This is a genomic window from Corynebacterium sp. ACRPH (assembly GCF_022347285.1).
In the GTDB taxonomy this organism is placed as follows: domain Bacteria; phylum Actinomycetota; class Actinomycetes; order Mycobacteriales; family Mycobacteriaceae; genus Corynebacterium.
Genome location: NZ_JAKRND010000015.1, coordinates 39,316 through 60,086, shown reverse-complemented (window position 1 = coordinate 60,086; position 20,771 = coordinate 39,316). Strand labels below are relative to the sequence as shown.

Annotated in this window: 20 protein-coding genes, 5 tRNA genes and 1 rRNA gene; 7 read left to right on the top strand and 19 right to left on the bottom strand. The window is 60.8% G+C overall.

The features are described 5' to 3' along the window. From MHX66_RS08580 to MHX66_RS08560, 5 genes are all read right to left on the bottom strand, one after another. Positions 1-198: ribosomal RNA gene (locus tag MHX66_RS08580) — 16S ribosomal RNA — on the bottom strand; the annotation flags it as partial. Positions 199-985: 787 nt separating this feature from the next. Then, positions 986-2,242 carry a UDP-N-acetylglucosamine 1-carboxyvinyltransferase gene (gene murA / locus MHX66_RS08575; protein ID WP_239202246.1) on the bottom strand — a complete coding sequence of 419 codons (1,257 nt, stop codon included), beginning with the start codon at positions 2,240-2,242 and terminating at the stop codon, positions 986-988. A 91-nt stretch (positions 2,243-2,333) separates the two neighbouring features. Then, positions 2,334-3,191 (bottom strand): acetate metabolism transcriptional regulator RamA, encoded by an 858-nt coding sequence (ramA, locus tag MHX66_RS08570; RefSeq protein WP_011273089.1) that lies wholly within the window; start codon positions 3,189-3,191, stop codon positions 2,334-2,336. Positions 3,192-3,372: 181 nt separating this feature from the next. Continuing rightward, the gene (locus MHX66_RS08565) at positions 3,373-3,963 is read right to left on the bottom strand and encodes a DUF2505 family protein (protein ID WP_239202229.1); all 591 of its coding nucleotides are present in this window, start codon (positions 3,961-3,963) and stop codon (positions 3,373-3,375) included. Further along, positions 3,948-4,745 (bottom strand): enoyl-CoA hydratase-related protein, encoded by a 798-nt coding sequence (locus tag MHX66_RS08560; protein ID WP_370646294.1) that lies wholly within the window; start codon positions 4,743-4,745, stop codon positions 3,948-3,950. Before MHX66_RS08560 ends, MHX66_RS08565 begins: the two co-directional genes overlap by 16 nt. Positions 4,746-4,938: 193 nt before the next feature. Here MHX66_RS08560 and cysK point away from each other — a divergent pair, with 193 nt between their 5' ends. Both cysK and epsC read left to right on the top strand, forming a co-directional pair. Beyond that, positions 4,939-5,874, top strand: coding sequence for a cysteine synthase A (gene cysK / locus MHX66_RS08555; protein ID WP_239202224.1), 936 nt, complete (start codon positions 4,939-4,941; stop codon positions 5,872-5,874). A 186-nt stretch (positions 5,875-6,060) separates the two neighbouring features. Continuing rightward, positions 6,061-6,645 carry a serine O-acetyltransferase EpsC gene (gene epsC, locus MHX66_RS08550; protein ID WP_034986168.1) on the top strand — a complete coding sequence of 195 codons (585 nt, stop codon included), beginning with the start codon at positions 6,061-6,063 and terminating at the stop codon, positions 6,643-6,645. 15 nt (positions 6,646-6,660) lie between these two features. Here the strand turns inward: epsC and MHX66_RS08545 are convergent, their stop codons facing one another. From MHX66_RS08545 to MHX66_RS08535, 3 genes are all read right to left on the bottom strand, one after another. Continuing rightward, the gene (locus MHX66_RS08545; protein WP_049049879.1) at positions 6,661-6,945 is read right to left on the bottom strand and encodes a GNAT family N-acetyltransferase; all 285 of its coding nucleotides are present in this window, start codon (positions 6,943-6,945) and stop codon (positions 6,661-6,663) included. Positions 6,946-7,061: 116 nt separating this feature from the next. Next, positions 7,062-7,134: transfer RNA gene (locus MHX66_RS08540), tRNA-Phe, on the bottom strand. 36 nt (positions 7,135-7,170) lie between these two features. After that, positions 7,171-7,244: transfer RNA gene (locus MHX66_RS08535), tRNA-Asp, on the bottom strand. 81 nt (positions 7,245-7,325) lie between these two features. Between MHX66_RS08535 and MHX66_RS08530 the strand changes: the two genes are divergently transcribed. Next, positions 7,326-7,517: a hypothetical protein gene (locus tag MHX66_RS08530; protein ID WP_210383933.1), complete on the top strand. Its 192-nt coding sequence runs from the start codon at positions 7,326-7,328 to the stop codon at positions 7,515-7,517. On the opposite strand, the gene MHX66_RS08525 is transcribed toward MHX66_RS08530, so the two are convergent. The 4 genes from MHX66_RS08525 to MHX66_RS08510 form a co-directional block, all read right to left on the bottom strand. Beyond that, positions 7,496-7,572 (bottom strand) — tRNA-Asp (locus tag MHX66_RS08525). The two genes, MHX66_RS08530 and MHX66_RS08525, sit on opposite strands and share 22 nt — an antisense overlap. Position 7,573: 1 nt before the next feature. Then, positions 7,574-7,646 (bottom strand) — tRNA-Glu (locus MHX66_RS08520). A gap of 185 nt (positions 7,647-7,831) precedes the next feature. Next, positions 7,832-7,904, bottom strand: a tRNA-Lys gene (locus tag MHX66_RS08515). A gap of 94 nt (positions 7,905-7,998) precedes the next feature. Further along, entirely contained in the window at positions 7,999-9,504 is a 1,506-nt protein-coding gene (locus MHX66_RS08510; RefSeq protein ID WP_239202222.1) for an acetyl-CoA hydrolase/transferase family protein, read from the bottom strand. Between the two features lie 290 nt (positions 9,505-9,794). Between MHX66_RS08510 and dusB the strand changes: the two genes are divergently transcribed. Both dusB and phoU read left to right on the top strand, forming a co-directional pair. Further along, positions 9,795-10,919: a tRNA dihydrouridine synthase DusB gene (gene dusB / locus MHX66_RS08505; protein WP_035004594.1), complete on the top strand. Its 1,125-nt coding sequence runs from the start codon at positions 9,795-9,797 to the stop codon at positions 10,917-10,919. An 85-nt stretch (positions 10,920-11,004) separates the two neighbouring features. After that, entirely contained in the window at positions 11,005-11,745 is a 741-nt protein-coding gene (phoU, locus tag MHX66_RS08500; RefSeq protein ID WP_239202220.1) for a phosphate signaling complex protein PhoU, read from the top strand. 55 nt (positions 11,746-11,800) lie between these two features. Here the strand turns inward: phoU and MHX66_RS08495 are convergent, their stop codons facing one another. From MHX66_RS08495 to mshD, 6 genes are all read right to left on the bottom strand, one after another. Next, the gene (locus MHX66_RS08495; RefSeq protein WP_239202217.1) at positions 11,801-12,352 is read right to left on the bottom strand and encodes a gluconokinase; all 552 of its coding nucleotides are present in this window, start codon (positions 12,350-12,352) and stop codon (positions 11,801-11,803) included. Between the two features lie 199 nt (positions 12,353-12,551). Beyond that, entirely contained in the window at positions 12,552-13,328 is a 777-nt protein-coding gene (gene pstB / locus MHX66_RS08490; RefSeq protein WP_035004600.1) for a phosphate ABC transporter ATP-binding protein PstB, read from the bottom strand. Positions 13,329-13,400: 72 nt separating this feature from the next. Further along, a complete protein-coding gene (gene pstA, locus MHX66_RS08485; RefSeq protein WP_035004602.1) occupies positions 13,401-14,321 on the bottom strand; it encodes a phosphate ABC transporter permease PstA in 921 nt (306 codons plus the stop codon). A 12-nt stretch (positions 14,322-14,333) separates the two neighbouring features. Beyond that, the gene (pstC, locus tag MHX66_RS08480; protein WP_035004604.1) at positions 14,334-15,395 is read right to left on the bottom strand and encodes a phosphate ABC transporter permease subunit PstC; all 1,062 of its coding nucleotides are present in this window, start codon (positions 15,393-15,395) and stop codon (positions 14,334-14,336) included. Positions 15,396-15,536: 141 nt separating this feature from the next. Next, the gene (gene pstS, locus MHX66_RS08475; RefSeq protein WP_370646293.1) at positions 15,537-16,634 is read right to left on the bottom strand and encodes a phosphate ABC transporter substrate-binding protein PstS; all 1,098 of its coding nucleotides are present in this window, start codon (positions 16,632-16,634) and stop codon (positions 15,537-15,539) included. A gap of 464 nt (positions 16,635-17,098) precedes the next feature. Then, positions 17,099-18,136, bottom strand: coding sequence for a mycothiol synthase (mshD, locus tag MHX66_RS08470; RefSeq protein WP_239202215.1), 1,038 nt, complete (start codon positions 18,134-18,136; stop codon positions 17,099-17,101). A 164-nt stretch (positions 18,137-18,300) separates the two neighbouring features. On the opposite strand from mshD, the gene MHX66_RS08465 reads away from it, so the two are divergent. Further along, positions 18,301-19,119 (top strand): DUF2993 domain-containing protein, encoded by an 819-nt coding sequence (locus tag MHX66_RS08465; RefSeq protein ID WP_239202213.1) that lies wholly within the window; start codon positions 18,301-18,303, stop codon positions 19,117-19,119. A gap of 10 nt (positions 19,120-19,129) precedes the next feature. Then, positions 19,130-19,771, top strand: coding sequence for an FABP family protein (locus MHX66_RS08460; protein ID WP_239202211.1), 642 nt, complete (start codon positions 19,130-19,132; stop codon positions 19,769-19,771). 27 nt (positions 19,772-19,798) lie between these two features. On the opposite strand, the gene MHX66_RS08455 is transcribed toward MHX66_RS08460, so the two are convergent. Then, on the bottom strand, positions 19,799-20,749 hold the full coding sequence (locus MHX66_RS08455; RefSeq protein WP_239202208.1) for an aminodeoxychorismate lyase: 951 nt from the start codon (positions 20,747-20,749) through the stop codon (positions 19,799-19,801). Positions 20,750-20,771: the final 22 nt, after the last annotated feature.

Here is a 20,771-nt window from a genome sequence, read left to right as displayed (position 1 = left end):
CACACTAAAGCATGGTCCTATCCGGTATTAGACCCAGTTTCCCAGGCTTATCCCGAAGTGCAAGGCAGATCACCCACGTGTTACTCACCCGTTCGCCACTCGAGTACCCCTTGCAAGCAAGGAGCCTTTCCGTTCGACTTGCATGTGTTAAGCACGCCGCCAGCGTTCGTCCTGAGCCAGGATCAAACTCTCCATAAAAAATGCCATCAGACACATGGTGAGCCTGAAAACCAGGCAAAACAAAAAAATTACTGACAAAAGAATTGAAAAAAGGATAAATAAATCACATCAACCAACACCAACAACCACTGAAAAACAGTCCTGCTGGTTATTGATCAGACACAACATACATCCCACAAACTTTTCCAAAACTTTTTCATCAGCCCAACAAGCACCCATAAAAAGGCGACTCTCGTTGGGATACGCACATTACATATCGTGGAGACGTTAAAACCACGCTGGCGTAACCACCACCAACCCACAATCCATATGAGCTAATGGAGCACTGAAACAAGTCACAAAAAAGTGAAAAGACATACAATGCATCAGAATCAACACAAAGGTTGGTCAACAAAGTATCTAAACTTGGTTCATCACGCTATTGAGTTCTCAAACAACCTACGCACACAACAAACACACCACACAGTGGCAGCCACGTTGCGACGGATTACGAGTGTAAAGCAACCGTGAAGATAAAGCAAATTCCCGGTAAACAACCCGCTGCACTCGCACACAAACGAACTGTTTTTACAGCTTTAAAATGATTGGCCAGACGCTTATGACTTCCAGCGTTCCGAGAGTCTGTAACTCGCGGTGCTGTGTCGCGCTGACTTGGATTAATGTACACACACCCCACAACAAACACAAACCCGCAGGCCAGGAGCCTTTTTTACAGGGCGCGGAATCAGACTAAAGGACACATGCACCCGCATACAGCTTTCAACGCTGCACGGACTGAGCCTTAAGCGCTGAATCGGCTCAGCCTTTATCGCTGCACCCGCTCCACTTCTGCACCCAGTGAGCACAGCTGTTCCGGGAACTCCGGGTAGCCACGGTCGATGTGGTAGACGTCGTGCACTTCGGTCTTCCCATCTGCCACCAGTCCGGCCAGCACCAGGCCCGCGCCCGCACGAATATCGGAGCTCCACACCGGCGCAGAGGAAAGCTGTTCCCTACCCCGGATAACTACGTGGTGGCCGTCGATGCTGGCGTCCGCACCCAGGCGCATCATCTCATCGACAAACCGGAAGCGGGACTCGAAGATGTTTTCCGTGATCACGCTCATCCCCTCGCTCACCGTGCACAGCGCAATCGCCATGGGTTGCAGGTCAGTTGGGAATCCGGGGAAAGGAAGCGTCTGGTAGTCCACCGCCTTGGGGCGCTCGTGCTGCACCACCCTAAAGCCGGTCGGGTACGTCTCCACCTGTGCCCCGGCGAGCTTTAGCTTCTCCAGAACCAGGTGCAGGTGCTGCGGATCGATACCGCCAACCGTGATGTCTCCCCGCGTCATAGCTGCAGCGTATGCCCAGGTACCTGCGACGATGCGGTCGCCGACAACCTCGTGGTCCACCGGGTTGAGTCGCTCCACGCCCTCGACGGTGATGGTGTTGGAACCAGCGCCGCTGATCTTCGCGCCCATCGCCACCAGCATGTCGCACAGATCCACGATCTCCGGCTCGCGCGCCGCATTGTCCAGCGTGGTTGTGCCCTCAGCCAGCACCGCAGCAGTCAGAATGTTCTCTGTTGCGCCCACCGAGGGGAAGTCCAGCTTGATCTGTGCGCCATGGAGCTCCTCCGCTTCAGCGACCAGACAACCGTGTTCGATCTTGGTGGTTGCACCCAGCAGCTCTAGGCCGGATTGGTGCATATCGAGGGGACGGGAACCGATGGCGTCACCACCGGGAAGAGCAACCCGCGCCTTGTGGCATCGCGAGGTTAGCGGCCCCAGCACAGCAACGGAGGCACGGAACTGACGCACGGCCTCAAAGTCTGCGTTGTACTCGATACTCTCCGGGGTCGTGATGCGCACGACGTCGCCATCGAGCTCCACCTCACAACCCAGGCCACGCAGAACTTCTGCCATGTAGGGCACGTCGGCGATTTCGGGGCAATTGGTCAACGTGGTGGTTCCGGGTGCTAAAAGCGCCGCCGACATTAGCTTAAGCACGCTGTTCTTGGCGCCGGATACCTTGATGGCGCCCTGCAGTCTGGTTCCACCTGTCACTACGAAGCTGTCTTTCACGCCACCCAGCCTATAAAAAAATCGCCCCGTGCAAAGCGGAGCGATTGTTTAGAGCTGCCTGAAGCTACTCAAGGGCCTCGCAAAATTGATATCAGGGCAATGCGCCGATGCGTCGCGCGGCGTTTACCGCTTCGTAACGAGTGTGCGCACCGAGCTTGCGCATCACGGAGCGTAGGTAGCTCTTCACAGTCTCCGCACCGATACCCATCTCGGCTGCAGCCTCCACGTTCGTGTGGCCCAGCGCCACGCAGGCCAGTACGTCGAGCTCGCGCGCTGAAAGCTTGGTGGTCTGCTTCACGCGCACTGGGGAAACCATCTGGTCGCACAGCACTTCGAGGTCGCGACGCAGGTCATCGTCATCTACACGGTTGGCGAGCATGCGCAGCTTGCTGTGCGTAGCGCGCACCTGCTCCCATTCCGCACCGGACATCGAACGCACCTGCTTATTTGCGGACGCCCCCGCGGCCGCACCCCGCCCAGCGTCATTAGTGCGCAGCGCCTCATTAACCGCAATATCTTGTTCCAGGCAGCGAGCAGTCATGGTTACTTCTTCAAGCACCTTGTCGCCCATGCGGGCCCGCGAGTGAACACCAGCGTAGAGAACGCCCCTGACTTCCCGCTTCACAATCACGGGAACTGCGACGACGGAGTGCAGGCCCTCATCGCGGATGTGGCGATCGAAGTCGTGGCTGATGGCCTTTGCCCGGGTGTAATCAGAAACTCCCACTGGGCGGCGGGTGGTCACCACGCGGCCACCAACTCCCGCACCCGGAGCGATCTCGAGGTTGTGCAGTGCTGGGGTGCGCAGGCCCACCCACTTGGAGATCCGCAGCTTTCCGTCCGCCGAGCTCGTGGCGTACATGGTCACCGGAATGCCGGTCGCGTTCTTTAGAGAATTCAGCGCAGAAATGATGACGTCGTCGTCATCGCGTTGCCGCTGCTGGTCCACCTGGTTCACTCCTCAAACTTGACCTGTGGCGCCCACCCCGAAGGGCTAAGACGTCGTGTGAGAGGGAGTATAGTTCACCCCCTTGCTACCCCCAAAACTGCCCCCATGTTTCTTTTACAAAAAGAGACGGGAGCGCACACAACCTTATCGGGGCTAATCGACTGGGTTTTCTCAGAAAAAGCTAAGCGCTACCTAGGTTTTTGATACGCGCCAAACTGTTGTCCACCGTCTTGTCGGCAGCCTTCAAAAGATGCTTTTCCAGCCTTCCGGCGATCAGCGGTACCGACACGTCTGCGGTCAGAATCGCCTCCACTGCAGTCTCCGCCGCACCCTCTGCGGCGACCTCCCCGCTACCTTCAGCGATAGGCGCGTAGACGAAGTGGGTATCCATCGTCCCCATCTTCAGCGGCAGATCCATCTCGGCCTTCACCTCGAACGCACCGGTCTCATCCGGGTGCGAAACATAGGTCTCTTGATATGCGATGGGCGCCTCGCCGTCCTTGGAGAGATCTTCTAGTTCTTTTTGTGACGCCCTCACGCCAACCCGCGCCCATACCCGACCATCGGGCAGAACCTCCCGCTCGGCCTCGATGATCTGGGATTCCGTTTGCTCCACCATTCCTTCGTCCGTCAGTAGGAACGCCTCACTGGTGACGACCTCGTAGACGTCATGTATGGACAGGTCAATGGTGCGGTTGACTTGCTTCGAATGCGACATATCCGCAATTGTGCCAGGAATGGTGCCCGGCAGCGCGTTTAGCGGTGCTGCCACTCCGGCTTGCGCTTCTCCACGAAGGCCGTCATGCCTTCCTTCTGATCCGCGGTGTCGAAGAGTCGCCAGAACTGCTGGCGCTCCGCCTCCACGCCCTCTTCCAGGGTGGAGCGGTAGGCCTCGTCCACCATCTCGGTGGCGGCAGCCGTTGCGACGTGGGACATGCTTGCCACCTTGGCGGCTACCTTCTGCACCTCGTCGGCGAAGCCCTCTGCCGGGAGCACGCGGGAAACCAGGCCGCTGCGCTCAGCTTCTTCGGCATCCATCATGCGACCGGTGAGGATCAGATCCATGGCCTTGTACTTGCCGACTGCGCGGGTCAGGCGCTGGGTGCCACCCATGCCCGGGATGATGCCCAGGGTAATCTCCGGCTGGCCGAACTTTGCGCTCTCGCTGGCCAGCAGAATGTCGCCGAGCATCGCCAGCTCGCAGCCGCCGCCCAGGGCGAAGCCGGATACGGCGGTGATCAGCGGGGTCTTCAGCTGTGCCAGCTTCTCCCAGTCGCCGAACAGGCGCTTCTCTGCCACCTCGGGGTAGGTCTCATCCTTCATTTCCTTGATGTCCGCGCCGGCGGCGAATGCCTTTTCGCTGCCAGTGATGACGATGGCGCCGATCTGCGGATCCGCGTCCAGCGACTCCGCTGCCGGAACAATTTCAGAGAGCACGCCACTGTTCAGCGCGTTGAGGGCCTTCGGGCGGTTCAGGGTGATGGTCGCAACGGCGCCGTTGACAGCCACCTGGATGTTTTCGTAGTTCTGGTTTTCGGTAGTCATGTTTGCCATTGAACCAAATCCCCTGCTGCCGTGCCTGAGAATCTGGCGAAGCTTGGGCGCGTAGGGGCGTCAATAAGAATCATTAGGCACCCTTAAACACAGTGGTCAAGCAAGCAACGAGGAATCACAGTGGTGCCCAGCGAACGAGCAGTGTAGACTACCCGGTATAGACCGATCAGTCTAGAACGAAAGGATCGCCCCAATGGCGAAGATTTACAACAACATCACCGACCTCATCGGCGGAACTCCGCTAGTTAAGCTGGGCGCATACGGCGAAGGCCTGAAGGCCAACGTCCTGCTGAAGCTGGAGGCCTTTAACCCGGCCAACTCCGTGAAGGACCGCATCGGTAAGGCCATCATCGAGGCAGCCGAGAAGGACGGCACCCTGAAGCCGGGCGGCACCATCGTCGAGGCAACCTCCGGAAACACCGGTATCGCGCTGGCCATGGTCGGCGCCGCTAAGGGCTACAAGGTAGTCCTGACCATGCCGGAGACCATGTCCAACGAGCGTCGCATCATGCTGCGTGCTCTGGGCGCAGAGCTGGTCCTTACCCCGGGCTCCGCCGGCATGCAGGGCGCAGTCGACAAGGCCAACGAGATCGTCGAGAACACCGACAACGCCATCCTGGCCCGCCAGTTCGCCAACCCGGCAAACCCGGAGATCCACTACAACACCACCGGCCCGGAGATCTGGGAAGACACCGACGGTGAAGTAGACATCTTCGTTGCCGGCGTGGGCACCGGCGGCACCATCTCCGGTGCGGCTAAGTACCTTAAGGAGAAGAACGACAAGATCGAGATCGTCGGCGTGGAGCCGGCGGACTCCCCGCTGCTGACCGAGGGCCGCTTCGGCCCGCACAAGATCCAGGGCCTGGGCACCAACTTCTTCCCGGAGAACCTGAACAAGGACATCCTGGACCGCGTAATTGACGCTCCGCTGGAGAACGCAACCAAGACCGCCCGCGAGCTGGCTGTCTCTGAGGGCATCCTCTCCGGCATCTCCTCCGGTGCAGCCGTGTGGGCAGCCGTGCAGGAAGCTCAGAAGGACGAGAACGAGGGCAAGACCATCGTCGTCATCGTCCCCGACTTCGGCGAGCGCTACGTCTCCACCCTGCTGTTCGACGACCTGCGCGACTAATTCCGCTCTGGCAGTCGGCCGCAATTTAGTGAATCTAGTGGCCGCGGCTGTCCAGTAGCTACTGGCTGCAGGCAAGTAGGCGCTACCGCCTTTCCACCCAGCGGTGGAATAGGGGGCAGCGCCTTCTCGTTATAGTGGCTGCGAAAGCTTTAAAGCCGATACCCAACCAACCGAAAGACCACACCGTTGAGCATTCTTGGACGCATCCGCGAAGACCTGGCCAATGCCCGCGAACACGACCCAGCGGCGCGCGGAGACGTAGAAAACGCCATTGTGTACTCCGGCCTGCACGCCATCTGGGCGCACCGCGTATCCCACGCACTGTGGAAGCGCGGGCACCGGGGCATCGCACGCATCATTAGCCAAGCGACCCGCGGGTTCACCGGCATTGAGATCCACCCGGGCGCCACCATTGGCCGTCGATTCTTTATCGACCATGGCATGGGTGTAGTTATCGGTGAGACCGCGGAGATCGGCGATGACGTCATGCTCTACCACGGTGTGACGCTCGGCGGCTCCGAACTAGTACAGCGCAAGCGCCACCCCACCATCGGCAACGGCGTGATGATCGGCGCAGGCGCGAAGGTGCTGGGCCCCATCACCATCGGCGAGGGCTCCGCGATCGGCGCCAACGCGGTGGTGACCAAGGACGCTCCCCCGAACTCCATCCTGACGGGCATCCCGGCGAAGATTCGCCCCCGCAAGCCCAACCAGAACACCCCGCTCGTCGACGCCGTGAAGTGGGTCGACGACATGCAGAACAACATCTAGGCGCGCAGCCAGAGCTTAGGCCAGCAGCTCCTTAAAGTCCGGATTCTTCTCCACGAAGGCCGCGACAGCGGAGCAGCTGGCCTTAATCTTTAGCCCCGCCTCCTTGGTCTCCAGCAGAGCCTCGCTAATCAGCGGCTTGGATAGCCCCTGGCCACGGAACGCTGGATCCACCACGGTGTGGTTGAAGTCGCGGACGTTGCCCTCCTGGGAGTACTCGGCGAAGCCTGCCTCCTGGTCGTCCACGTAGATGACGAAGCGGCTCTGCTCTTGATCGTGAACGATGCTCTTGGTGCCTGACATACTGCTGGGGCTCCCTTCCCTATTGCTCTTCTTATCCTCTAGTAGCTGTGCTAGCTTCTAGCCCCCAGTGTACGTACGGCAAAACCCCGGTAGCTTTCCGCTACCGGGGTGGAATGTGGCCAGAGCCGGGATCGAACCGGCGACCTTTCACTTTTCAGGCGAACGCTCTACCAACTGAGCTATCTGGCCTTCGTTGCCCGACCGCTTCCGATTCGAACATCGAAGCGACCCTGACGGGACTTGAACCCGCGACCTCCGCCGTGACAGGGCGGCGCGCTAACCAACTGCGCCACAGGGCCAATCTTGCCTGCGCAACTAAATAAAACGACCAGACAACAACTTGTCTAAGCCGTCCGTTGCACGAGAATAGACTCTACACAGTGTCAAAGTTCTTAAGCAAATCAGCTGTTCAAACGTCATTTCTGGCAGGCTTTCACGTCACTGTTGAAGTGTCCAACACGCAAGCTAGGGGCGTCACAAAGAAAGACAAAAAGAAAAAGAACCTCCCCGGCGCGAAAAGCACCGGAAAGGCTCTCCATGAGGTCTTTTATGGCGACCCTGACGGGACTTGAACCCGCGACCTCCGCCGTGACAGGGCGGCGCGCTAACCAACTGCGCCACAGGGCCGTACTCCCAACGGGATTCGAACCCGTGTTACCGCCGTGAAAGGGCGGGGTCCTAGGCCTCTAGACGATGGGAGCTCTACAAAGTAAGCCAGCAAGAAACTCTAGCTTTCCTTAGCAGCTTGAACAGTTTAAACCAGGTGCGAGCGCCAGAACAAATCGCCCGGTGAAGTGGAGAAATAGACAGCCGCAGGCAACGCAAAACCCCGCCGCGGCGCGACCATGATCTCCATGGAAGCGCCCCGACGGGGTAATCGCGAACGTGGGCCCTGCGGGGCTCGAACCCGCGACCTGCGGATTAAAAGTCCGTAGCTCTACCAACTGAGCTAAAGGCCCAACGGGAGCATTCTATCTAACGTTTCTTTGAAGCAGAAAATTGCCCCCTAGCACAGCGCCGGCGCTGTGCCGGAGCCGGAGACTAGCACCAGCGCTAGCCCTTCATGGATCCCTTCTCCGCCAGGTTGAGGTGGAAGCTGAAGGCGGTCTTCAGGTCGTGCGGGGTCTGCAGGTGGTTGCCCTCGGCGCAGGCGCGCTCGTAGTACTCCTCCAGCAGTGGACGGTAGTCCGGGTGCGCAACGGAGATGATCTTCGGCACGCGATCGCGCGGTGCCAGGCCGCGCAGATCCGCGTAGCCGTACTCCGTGATGATGACCATCACGTCGTGCTCCGTGTGGTCGACGTGGGAGGCGAAGGGCACGATGGCGGAAATGGCGCCATCCTTGGCCGTGGACGGGGAGATGAAGGTGGACAGGAAGGCATTGCGCGTGAAGTCGCCGGAGCCACCGATGCCGTTCATGATGCGCGAACCAGACACGTTCGTGGAGTTCACGTTGCCGTAGATGTCACAGCCGATCATGCCGTTGGAGGCGATGAGGCCCGTGCGGCGGATGACCTCCGGGTGGTTGGAGATCTGCTGCGGGCGCAGGACGATGTGCTCGCGGTAGCGCTTCGCCTCTTCATTCATCTTCTTGGCGTACTCCGGGGACAGCGCGAAGGAGGTTGCGGAAGCGACGGTCATCTTGCCGTTGTCGATAAGGTCCAGCATGCCGTCCTGGATCACCTCAGTGTAGGCCTGGATGTTCTCGAACTTGGAGTCCAGCAGACCCGCCATCACGGCATTCGGCACGTTGCCCACGCCGGACTGCATGATGTAGCCGTCGTAGGTCAGGCGACCGGCCTCAACCTCTCCCTCGAGGAGGTCCAGGAAGTGCCCGGCGATCTTCTCGGAGATCTCGTCGGTCGGCTTGAACGGTGCGTTGCGATCCTCGGCGTTGGTCTTCACCACGGCCACGACCTTGTTCTGGTCTACCGGGATGTACGGCGTGCCGATGCGGTCGCCGGGGCGGTTGATCGGGATCGGGGTGCGGTTCGGCAGGTCCTGGATCTTGTAGATGTCGTGCATGCCCTCCAGGTCAAGGGACTGCCACTCGTTGACCTCGATAATGATCTTGCGGGCGGAGTTGAGGTACTCCACGTTGTTGCCCACTGCCGAGGACGGGATGATGTTGCCCGCCTCGTCGATACGCACGGCCTCTACAACGGCTACGTCCAGCTGTCCAAAGAAGCCTTCCTCGACCTGCTGGCCGAGGTGGGAGAGGTGGATGTCCTGGTACTTAATTTCGCCAGCGTTGATTTTCTTGCGCATCACCGGGTCGGAGGCGTAGGGGGTGCGGTAGCGCACAGCATCGGCCTCGGCCAGCACGCCGTCGCAGTCAGGTGCGGTGGAGGCGCCGGTGAAAAGGTCGATCTGGAAGTCTTCCCCGCGACCGTGCAGTTCCTTAGCCTTCTCGGCAATGGCCGTCGGCAGCGCCTTGGGGTAGCCCGCTCCCGTGAAGCCGGACATGCCGATCTTGTCGCCGTGGTTGATGAACTGCGCCGCCTCGTCGGCGGACATGACCTTGGACCTGTAGAACTCGTTGGCGATGCGCTCAGACATCGGTTCCTCCTCCATAGCTGTTTAGCGGTTTCTCCGCTCCTTTCCTCAGCCTACATAAGCGTGACGTGGCTCGCCCTCGCCCCTCATGCGAATTGTTGAACATTTATTGGCGCTCTTTGGTTATTGACGCCCTTTGGTATTCGTCCCTCCCCAGTGTGACAATGGTGGCCGTGACTACATCGACCGCAACCCCCACCTCCACCACCCCGCAGGACTCAACCACCCCGGCTGGTTCGCCCGACGCAGCGCCACAGTCCAACCAGCAGTTCAAAGGGCTGCAGATCGGCAAGATGCAGCTCGACTCCCCCGTCGTACTCGCCCCGATGGCAGGCGTAACCAACGTGGCCTTCCGCAGCCTGTGCCGCGAACAGGAGCGCGAACGCATGGGCTCCGTCGCCGGGCTGTACGTCTGCGAAATGGTGACGGCTCGCGCTCTGGTCGAGCGCAATCCGAAAACCCTGCACATGACGACCTTCGCACCAGACGAGGATCCCCGCAGCCTGCAGCTGTACACCACCGACCCGGAGTACACCTACAAGGCGGCCAAGATGATCGTCGACGAGAACCTCGCCGATCACATCGACATGAACTTCGGCTGCCCCGTACCCAAGGTCACCCGACGTGGCGGCGGCTCCGCCCTGCCCTACAAGCGCAGGCTCTTTGGAAACATCGTGGCTGCCGCGGTTAAGGCCACGGAAGGCACGGACATTCCAGTGACCGTGAAAATGCGCGTGGGAATCGACGACCAGCACCACACCCACCTGGATGCCGGCCGCATCGCCGTGGAAGAGGGTGCGGCCGCTGTGGCTTTGCACGGCCGTACCGCAGCACAGCGCTACTCCGGTCACGCGGATTGGAACGAGATCGCGCGCCTGAAGGAGCACCTGGCCCACACGGGCATCCCCGTGCTGGGCAACGGCGACATCTTTAAGGCCACGGATGCCCGCGCCATGATGGAGCAGACCGGCTGCGACGGCGTGGTCGTAGGCCGGGGTTGCCTGGGCCGCCCGTGGCTCTTCGCGGAGCTCTCCGCCGAGCTGCGCGGCCTGCCGATCCCCAGCGAACCCACCCTGGGCGAGGTAGCGCGCATCATCCTGCGCCACGCGGAACTATTGGCCGCCCACGACGGCGAGCAGAAGGCCTGCCGTGACCTGCGCAAGCACATGACGTGGTACCTACGCGGTTTCCCCGCCGGCGGGGAACTGCGCCGCAGCCTGTCCCGGGTGAGCAGCCTGGACGAGCTGAAGTCTGCACTTGCCGACGTATGGGACTCCCCCGCCCTGGCGGAGGACGCCGACGGCGCCCGCGGCCGCCAGGGATCCCCCGCAAAGGTGGCCCTGCCGGAGGGCTGGCTGGACGACCCGGAGGACGAGACTGTCCCGGACGGCGCCGACATCGAAAACAGTGGTGGTTAATAGTTTTCGGGCCTATAGGTTTCGGGGCTATACGCGGGGGCCAAACCTCAGCGCCACCGAGCTCCAGAGACTATAGTTTTTTCACATGCGTAGGGTGTACCGAAACCAACTCCGGGAATTTAAGCACGACATTTCACTGATGGCGGATTTCGTGCGCACTGCGCTCAATTCCGCTACCCGTTCTCTGCTAGAAACCGACCTGGACCTTGCCGAGAAGGTCCTAAGCAGCGTAGATACACTCGAGGATCTGCGTGAGACCGCAGTCAAGGATGCCTTCCAGCTGCTAGCGCTGGAAGCACCCGTGGCGCGGGACTTGCGCATTGTCGTTGCCGGCCAGCATATTGTCGAGGATTTCACCCGCATGGGCGCGCTTGCGGTGCATGTGGCAAAGGTGGCGCGGCGGCGTCACCCAGAAAATGCTGTACCCGAGTCCGTCCGCCCCTATATCGAAGAGATGGCTCGGCAGTGCGACAATTCGGCGGCGAAGATCCAGACCCTGCTGCGCGAGCTCGACGTAAACACCGCCCTCGAGCTCGTTGAAGACGACGACGCGGTCGATGACATCCACCGCCACATCTTCCAGCTCACCACCCAGCGCGAATGGCCGCACACAGTGCGCGAGGCCGTGGACGTCACGCTGCTCTCGCGCTACTTCGAGCGCTACTCGGATCACGCGGTGGAGATTGCCAACCGCATTGTCTTCATCATCACCGGCCTCACGCCGGATGAGTACTACCGCAAGCAGGAAAACGAGGAGCTGCAGCAGCACTTCCGCGAGCAGTTCGACGAGATGCGCTACCGCTACGACACGAACCTGGATTACTAGCCGCCTGCAGGGCACAGGCGCCTGCAGGCCGCAGCCGGTCGCAGGCCGCGACTGTCTAGCGCGCGTACGCCTTCTTCGCGAACATCGCGGCGTTCAGCGCATCGTCGAGCAGCTGCTCCGGGGTGCGGCTAACGTCCAGCTGGATGCCCTTCTCCCCCGGCGTGAGGCGCTGCAGATCCTCCAGCTGCGCGGTCAGCAGCTCGCGTGGCATGTCGGCTTCTCCCACGCGGTTCTTCATGCGCTCCGCGAGCACGTCCTCGGTGCCGTACAGGTGCACGTAGAACACGGTCGCGTTCTCGCCCACATCGTTGAGGATCTCGCGGTGGTCGATGCGCAGCGCGGTGCAGGCGGTGACGGTGTTGTTGCCCTGGGCGGCCTCGTCCGCAATCCAGTCGCGCACGATCCCTAGCCACTTACGGCGCCCGGCCTCCGGCGGGAACTTGCCGTCCTGCAGGATCTCCAGCGCCCCCTCTGGGTGCAGATCGTCGGCTTCCTGCAGCTGCCAGCCGGTCTTCTCGGCAAAGGCGCGCGCCAGGGTGGTCTTGCCGCTGCCGCTGACCCCCATCACGACGACGTGGAGGGTTGCCGGAGTCTCTTGGCTAGACATGTGGCTCCTTTCTTCTCTGCGGTGGTTCTCTGGGTTACCCGTTACTGCCTTCCAGTATGCCGTTTATTTTTATTATTGACGCCAAAAGCGGGGTTCCGGCGCTAACCGGAACCCCGCTAGTGGGTGGCAAGCTCAGCGGGAGCCTGCCGAAGACACTTTTTCTAAGATCCTGTACCTGCTTGACGGGCAGGTAGGCGTTTTATCCGAAGCGACCGGAGATGTAGTCCTCGGTCTCCTTCTTCGTCGGGTTTTCGAAGATCTGCTTGGTCGGGCCAACCTCGACCAGCTGGCCGGGCTTGCCGGTTGCTTCCAGGGAGTAGAAGGCGGTCTGGTCGGACACACGGGCTGCCTGCTGCATGTTGTGCGTCACGATGACGATGGTGAACTCTTCCTTCAGCTCGTGGATCAGGTCCTCCACGGCCAGGGTGGAGATCGGGTCCAGTGCGGAGCAGGGCTCGTCCATCAGCAGAACTTCCGGCTCGACCGCGATGGCGCGGGCGATGCAGAGGCGCTGCTGCTGACCACCGGACAGGCCGCCGCCCGGTCGGTCGAGACGGTCCTTAACTTCGTCCCACAGGTTGGCGCCGCGCAGTGCGCGCTCTGCAACCTCGCGGAGCTTCTTCTTGTTCTTCTCGCCGGACAGCTTCAGGCCAGCAACCACATTCTCTTCGATGGACATCGTCGGGAACGGGTTTGCCTTCTGGAAGACCATACCGATGGTGTTACGGACAGCCACCGGGTCGATCTTCGGGCCGTAAATGTCTTCGCCGTCGAGCAGGATCTCGCCCTTGACGTAGGCACCGGGGATAACCTCGTGCATACGGTTCAGGGTGCGCAGCACGGTGGACTTACCACAGCCGGACGGGCCGATGAAGGCGGTCACTGCCTTCGGTGGGATGTGCAGGTTGACGTCCTGTACGGCATGAAAGTCGCCGTAGTAGATGTTGACGTCGTTGAGGTCTAGGCGCTTAGCCATTGTGTTGTTCTCCTAGGAAAAGGCTTTGTTTGGGTTTAGGTCCCGGTGGGGGTCAAAGGCTTGGGGTGAGCCTTAGACCTTCACCGAATAGCGCTTCGAGATCAGGCGGGCGCCAATCATCAGGATTGCCACGAGCAGCACCAGGGTCAGTGCGGAGCCCCACAGGCGCTCCAGCACGAACTCGTTACTGCCCGCGCCGTACAGATCAACCATGTACAGCGGCAGGGACTGCTGGCCCCCTTCGAACGGGTTCCAGTTGATCTTGGTGGTGGAGCCAACCAGGATCAGCACCGGCGCAGACTCACCCATCACGCGGGCGACAGCCAGCATGATGCCGGTGACGATGCCGGACAGCGCGGTGGGGAGGACGATCTTCACGATGGTCTTCCACTTCGGCACACCCAGTGCGTAGGAGGCCTCACGCAGATCCATCGGAACCACACGCAGCATCTCTTCCGCGTTACGCACGATGATCGGAACCATCAGCAGAACCAGTGCAAGCGACACTGCGAAGCCGGAACGTTCGAAGCCGAACATGGTGATCCACATTGCGTAGACGAACAGGGCGGCGACGATGGACGGTACACCGGTCAGAATGTCGACCATGAAGGTCGTGATGCGGCCGAGGAATCCGCCGCGGGAGTACTCCACCAGGTAGATAGCGGTGAACACACCGATCGGGATAGAGAGGGCGGAGGTAACCAGAACCTGCATCAAGGTACCGATGATGGCGTGGACTGCACCACCACCGGCCTTGTTGCGCGGCTGGCCGACCATGTCGTAAACCCACCAGTCGGGGTTAAGGATCGCAGGCAGGCCTTCACTGAGAACCTTGATCAAGACCCACAACAGTGGGACCAGAGCCAGCGCCATGGCGAAGTAGATGATGACGGTGGCGAACTTGTCGACCGCCTTGCGCTTACCGGAAATCTGGGTAAACAGCTCGGAGGACGAAGAGGACTTCTTCCTATCTACAGTTGCTGCATCTGTCATTGTTCTCTTCTCCTACTTCTTCGCCACAACGGCGCGGGCGGCAGCGTTAACCAGGAAGGTCAACAGGAACAGAACGAGGCCGGCGGAGATGTAGGCACCCGCCTTCAGCTCGTCGTTGAACTCCGGCGCGGCTGCGGCGATGGCCGTTGCGAAGGTCGTACCGCCATCCATCAGGGAGCCACGGAAGCCCGGCGCACTAGCGATGACCATGTACAGCGCCATGGTCTCACCCAACGCACGGCCCAGGCCCAGCATTGCACCGGAGATGTAGCCGGACAGGCCGAAGGGCAGCACGGTCATGCGGACAACTTCCCAGCGGGTTGCGCCCAGAGCCAATGCGGCCTCGACGTGACCCTTCGGGGTCTGCACGAAGACCTCACGGGTGGTGGCGGCGATGACCGGCAGAATCATGATTGCCAAGACGACGCCACCGGTGAAGATGTTTCGAGAAGTGGAGAATGGCGGAGAGCTACCCTGCTGGTGGTTGAACAGGAAGAATCCGCCGGCCCAGCCAGACAGCCACTCGAAGAAGCCACCCAGCGCCGGGCCGAGGACGTAAGCGCCCCAAATACCGAACACGATGGAGGGCACCGCGGCCAGCAAGTCGATCATGAAGCCCAGGGGCTTGATGAAACGCTTCGGGCAGTAGTTGGACAGGAAGATCGCAATGCCCAGTGCAACCGGCATGGCCAGCAGGAGGGCGACGATCGAAACCAGGACGGTGGTGAAGAACAGGTTCGGGATACCGAACTGCATCCATCCGCCGTCGTTGTTGGTGTAGTCGGTATTCCAGCGCTCACCGTAGGTGAAGAAGCTGAAGATGCCATCGCGCAGGCGGTTCAGTGCGGGGACTGCTTGCAGAATCAGGAACAGGCCGATCAGACCGATGATCACGGTGATCAGGATTGAGGAGGTCTTTGCCAGCGTTTCGAAAACAACATCGCCAGGGCGCTTAACGCTGCCACCGCCGGAGCGCTGGCTATCTTGCGCCAACTGGTGATCCTGCTGCGGCTGAGGGGCGTCGCCCTCTGCCTTTGCGGACGTGGCGACCTCAACCTTATTGGCGTTTGCCATGAGGGATCCTTAAAAGGTCGTTATTCAATACCAGAATAAAATTGAAAAGTGTTTCGCGTCACTGTAGTTACCGCATTCAGACCGTAACCCCCGATCGAAGAACGAGCGGGGGTTACTTCTTTTCCTGAGCGGCTGTGAATACTACTTCAGAGCGTCGACAGCTTCTTCCAGCTTGGTCTTGAACTCGCCGTCCACCGGGATGTAACCCTGGTCAGCCAGATCATCGTTCTGGTTATCCAGGATGGTGTTCAGGAAGTTCTTAACCAGCTTCGAGGTGTTGTCGTCGTAGCCAGCGGAGCAGACGATCTCGTAGGTGGTCAGAACCAGCGGGTACTCGTCCTCGCCGTTCATGGCGTACAGCTTGTCAGCGTCGACGACCAGGTCGTTACCCTCGCCGGAGAACTCAGCCTCGGCCAGAGCCTTGTTAACGTTGTCCTTGTTCAGCTCAACCGGGCCGGAGCCGAAGTCGATCTTGGCAATGTTGACCTCGTCAAGCTCCTCAGCGAAGCCGGACTCAACGTAGGTGATTGCGCCGTTGGTAGCTGCAACCTGGTCAGCAACACCCTTGGACTTCGGAGCACCGGTGCCGACCTCGGTCGGGAAGCTCTTGCCCTCGGAGTCCCACTCACCGCTGGAGGCAGCCAGGAACTTCTGGAAGTTGTCGGAGGTACCGGACTCGTCAGAGCGGTACACAACCTCGATCGGGTCGGACGGCAGATCAACGCCCTCGTTCTCATCCTTGATAGCCTCGTCGTCCCACTTCTTGATCTCGCCCTTGAAGATCTTGGCAACGGTCTTGGTGGACAGGTTCAGCTCGTCCACGCCCTCCAGGTGGTAAGCAATTGCAACCGGGCCGATAACCATCGGCAGGTGCCATGCGTCGTTGCCGTCGCAGCGCTTCTTAGCGTCTGCGATCTGGTCGTCCTTCAGCGGGGAGTCGGAACCAGCGAAGTCAGCCTGGCCAGCGATGAACTTCTTCTGGCCGTCACCGGAACCAGAAGCGTTGTAAGCCAGGGTAGCGCCGGTGCTGGAGAAGGCCGGGCCGAAGATGTTCTGGATTGCGTTGTCCTGAGAGGAAGCGCCTTCGCCGCGCAGTTCGCCGGTGGCCTCCTCCATCTCGCGAGAGCCTTCGCTGCTGCCGCCTTCGTTGTTGTCAGCGTTGGAGCAGCCGGTCAGGATCAGGGAACCAGCAAACAGGGTTGCAGCTGCAGCGCTGGCGCGCTTCATGGTGAACTTCACGAGGTTTTCCTCCGAAATATTGTCAGAAGTACAGAAAAGTGTCTTACAGGAGAAGCCCGCAGTTGTAGGAGCCACTCTTGCGTCACCAAGAAAGTTAATCGGCGCTTATGGATTTAAAGAGTGCTGTAAGTGAACAGCAGGTGAACAACAGCATTTATGCAGCACAGCTATCTTTCTCGGTTCAGAAAGCATTGCAAATACACCCCCAAGACCACACCTAAGCACTACCCCCCATGTGGCGAAACGTGCCTTGATTTAACCCAAAGTTAACCCGCCTCGACACAGAACCCACTTCACTCTCGGCGGCGCACAACTAGCGACTATAGGTTTTCTCATACTCCGCTAGTGGACCTTTAAGGTTCTCAGCCGCGGACTACCTCGCTGTCTTCACGCCTGAAGCTATTCACGAAACTATTTACGACACTTTTTACGGCATTATCCAGGGGACTCTCTAGGCTCACTGCTCAGAGACGGCCGCGGTAAACCACATCGGTGTGCACAACCTCGAAGCCGAGTCGTTTATACGTAGAAACCGCAGGCGCGTTGTCTCCCTCCACATACAACTCAATGCGACCGCAACCATTATCCAGGAGCAACTTCATACCCAGCTGCGTGATCGCCTGCCCCAGTCCCCTACCGCGAGCATCGTCAGCGAGGCACACGACGTACACCTCCCCTGCTCGCTCGCCGGCATCCTTTTCCTTCTCTTCCAGCGGGATCTTCGTCCAGTGGAAGCCCACCAGGCGGAACACATCGTCGTTCCCCTCGCCCCCATCGGCCGCACAGGGAATGCCCACCCGCTCGGCAGCGGAGTTTTCATCCCGCACCCACAGCATCAGGACCGCATCCGGATCGAACCAATTAGTGTCCCGGGCAGAACGCAGGTGGTCTACGTCCCAGCCGCCTTGCTCGGGGTGCCATGCGAAGGCCTCATTATTGACGCGCACCCACTCGGCATCCACGGAATCTGCATCAAAGCGCGCCACGGACTCGGCGTACGTCAGAACCTCAATGTCCTGTTCCTCACAGCGCTTCTCGGCCTCTGCACCGCCCGCCTCAATGGCTCTGGCCGCCTTCGTCGCCGGCGCACAGTCCAGCGACATCTTCAGCAGTTCACGGGTGCGGCGGGCATCCAGCGACTCGACAAAGCGCTGGGCGCCGGCGGAATCCCCGTGCGCCCAGACGTCAATCGCACCGCTCACGCCCAACTGGTCGCGCAGAGCTTCAAACAGGGCAATCCCCACCCCACTGTGGCGAACCTCCGGGGCAACAGCCAACTCGATCACGCGGTCCGGGTCGATCGCCAGCACGCCGACCACGCGGTTGCTATTCCTGGCCACTACGTGCTTGTGGCCGTGGTTCTCGTCAATGCCGCGCAGGAAAGCCTCACTGATCGCAGGCACCCCATCTGCCTCAGCGACTTCACCCAGCACCTCGTGAACCCCCTCCAACACCTCAGAGTGCTCCCACAGGTCTTCAAATGTGTCGTAGGTAATAGCCATGCCCCCAATTGTCCCTCACTTTCGGCATTTTGGGGTAGATTTCGACGGTTTCTTAACGCTTCTCTGAGATTGCGGCGGCGGAGGCGTGGCGTCATAAAGAAGGAACAATGGCACCTAGTAACCTGTAGGGAACGACAAAGAGACTCGAGAAGGGGGCCGGCCAGGTGAAGAAGATCGCAATCCGCGGCGCGCTCACCCTAGTGCTGGTGCTGCTCGTGGCGCTGCTGGTCGATAACGTGATCGCCGCGCGTGCCGAACACAAGATCTCCGAGGCGCTATATGCCGATTCGAACCTAGCCAACCCGCCAAAGGTACAGGTGGCGGGCTTCCCCTACACCGGCGCCGCGCTTAGCCACGAACTCCAGGCGGTCACCGTCGTCGCCAACGACGTGGATGTGCCGGGCTTCGGCCTGATGAGCGTACAAACCTCGGCGCAGTACATAACTGTCTCCGCGGACGATGTTTTCAACGGCACCATCGAAAACGCCCCGGCGCGCAAGGTCTTTACCCGCCTGCAGCTGGACGGCGTGCTGCTGGGCAACCGCATGGACATCGAGGCCCTGCAGATCCAGAACCTCGACGACATCTCGCCCCGCGGCGGCTGGGAGACCGAGGCCATCTTCGAGGGCAAGCCAAAGGGCTTCGCCAAACCCGCGAAGGTCGAGGTCAAGCTTCGCATCGTCGCGGGCACCATGGTGATCACCCCGACCAAGATCCTCTCTGTCCCCGACGGGCTGGACATTAAGGCCAAGAACGTCACCGACGAAGCCACACTCGATCCGGACATCGAAAAGCGGGTTAATGACGCCTTTAGCTTGCGCATCCCGGGCAAGGAACTACCCATGCGGGGCGACCCGGAGCGGATTTTCGTCTCCGGCGGCTCGGTGTTCGTCGAAGCCTCGCAGGTGTACACGAAGATCAGCCTGTCCGATCTGGCTCCGCGATCCCGACCCTTGAGTGAAGAAGAACTCCCCAGCCTATAGTCTTAAGGGCATGGCTGAAGAAGAAAAGAAGAAGTTCAAGGTAGACGCTAACGAAGCGGTCAACCTGGCCGCCGAGCAGTCCAAGTCCACTAGCGACAAGAACCTGCCGGAATTCGGCGACATGCCCATCCCCGACGACACAGCCAACCTGCGCAAGGGGCCCAACCTGCACGACGGTCTGCTGGCACTGCTGCCGCTGATCGGCGTATGGCGTGGCCAGGGCCAGGCGGCGCCTCCCGGCGAGGAGGAGTTCACCTTCGGCCAGCAGGTCATCTTCGCCCACGATGGCGAGAATCGCATCAGCTACGATTCCCGCACCTGGCGTATGGATGAGGACGGGCAGCCAACCGAGACCCCCGGCCGCCGCGAGTCCGGCTTCCTGCGCATCAACGATGACGATGAAATCGAGATGATCCTCACCCACTCTGACGGCATGGTGGAGATTCTGTACGGCAGCCCGCTGAACGAGCGCGCCTGGCAACTGGAAAGCGCCTCGACGATGGCTACAGCCACCGGCCCGACGAACCTGGGGCCGGGCAAGCGCCTCTACGGCCTGATGCCGAACAACGACCTTGGCTGGGTCGACGAACGCCTCATCGACGGCGAGATGGTTCCCTGGCAGTCCGCGCAGCTGTCCCGCGTGGTCGGCTAGGTCGCTGACCGGTTGGGGGCCAGTCGGCTAGCCGGTAACAGCCTCCCAGGCCATCTTTTCCACCTCGTCGGCAACTTCCGGGCGGGGCAGCTGGATGCCGTCCAGCTCTGTCACCCGTGCCTGCACGCGCACGGAGGAGACCAGCCACACGCCGGCGGCAGCTGTGAGGTCCTCTACCCGCAACACCCGTTCCTCGGTGACCCATCCGCGCTGCTCGGCCAGCTTAAAGAGCGCGGCCTGCGAGGTGCCCTTCAAAATGCCCACATGCGCCGGCGGGGTGACGAGCTTCTTTTCCCCCGTCGTCTGGTTCACCTCCACGGCCACCACGGTCGAGGTCGGCCCCTCCAGCACAAGCCCCTCGTCAGACAGGAAGATCACGTCGTCCACCCCGCGGGCCTTCGCGCTGCGCAGGGCGGCCATGTTGGCTGCGTAGGATAGCGTCTTCGCGCCGATCAGCGCCCACGGGGAACGTTCCGATAGGTCGATGCGGAAGCCCCGCTCGGCCGTCATCACCCGCACGCCGTGCTCCCGGTCGTGCAGCACGTGCTCGCTGACCGGCGCCACCGTGACCCAGCCCGTCGGTTGCCCCGTGGATTCCCGTCCGCGCGAGTAGACCCAGCGCAGCGCGGCCTCCTGCCCCGGCCCGTTCTTCTCCTCGAAGTCGGCCACGGCAATGTCGGTGGCGCGGAACCAGCGTTCCAGGTCTGGCTCCGGCAGGTCCAGCATCGCGGAGCTGTTGAGGAAGCGGGTGGCGTGGCGCTCGCGGTTGCGCACGTTGCCGCCGCGCAGCATGAAAGTCTCGAAAACCCCGTCGCCGCGCACGGCGGCTAGGTCGTCTGCGTAGATCATCGGCACGGTCGCGTCCCGAACCTGCGGGTCTTGGGTGGCAGCTGCCGTGCCAGCGCCTGTGCCGCCGCCGTCCTCACCCAGGACGTCAACGACCACGAACTTTGCTTCCTGATTGCTCATGTTGCTCATTCTATTCCCGCACTGTTCTCGG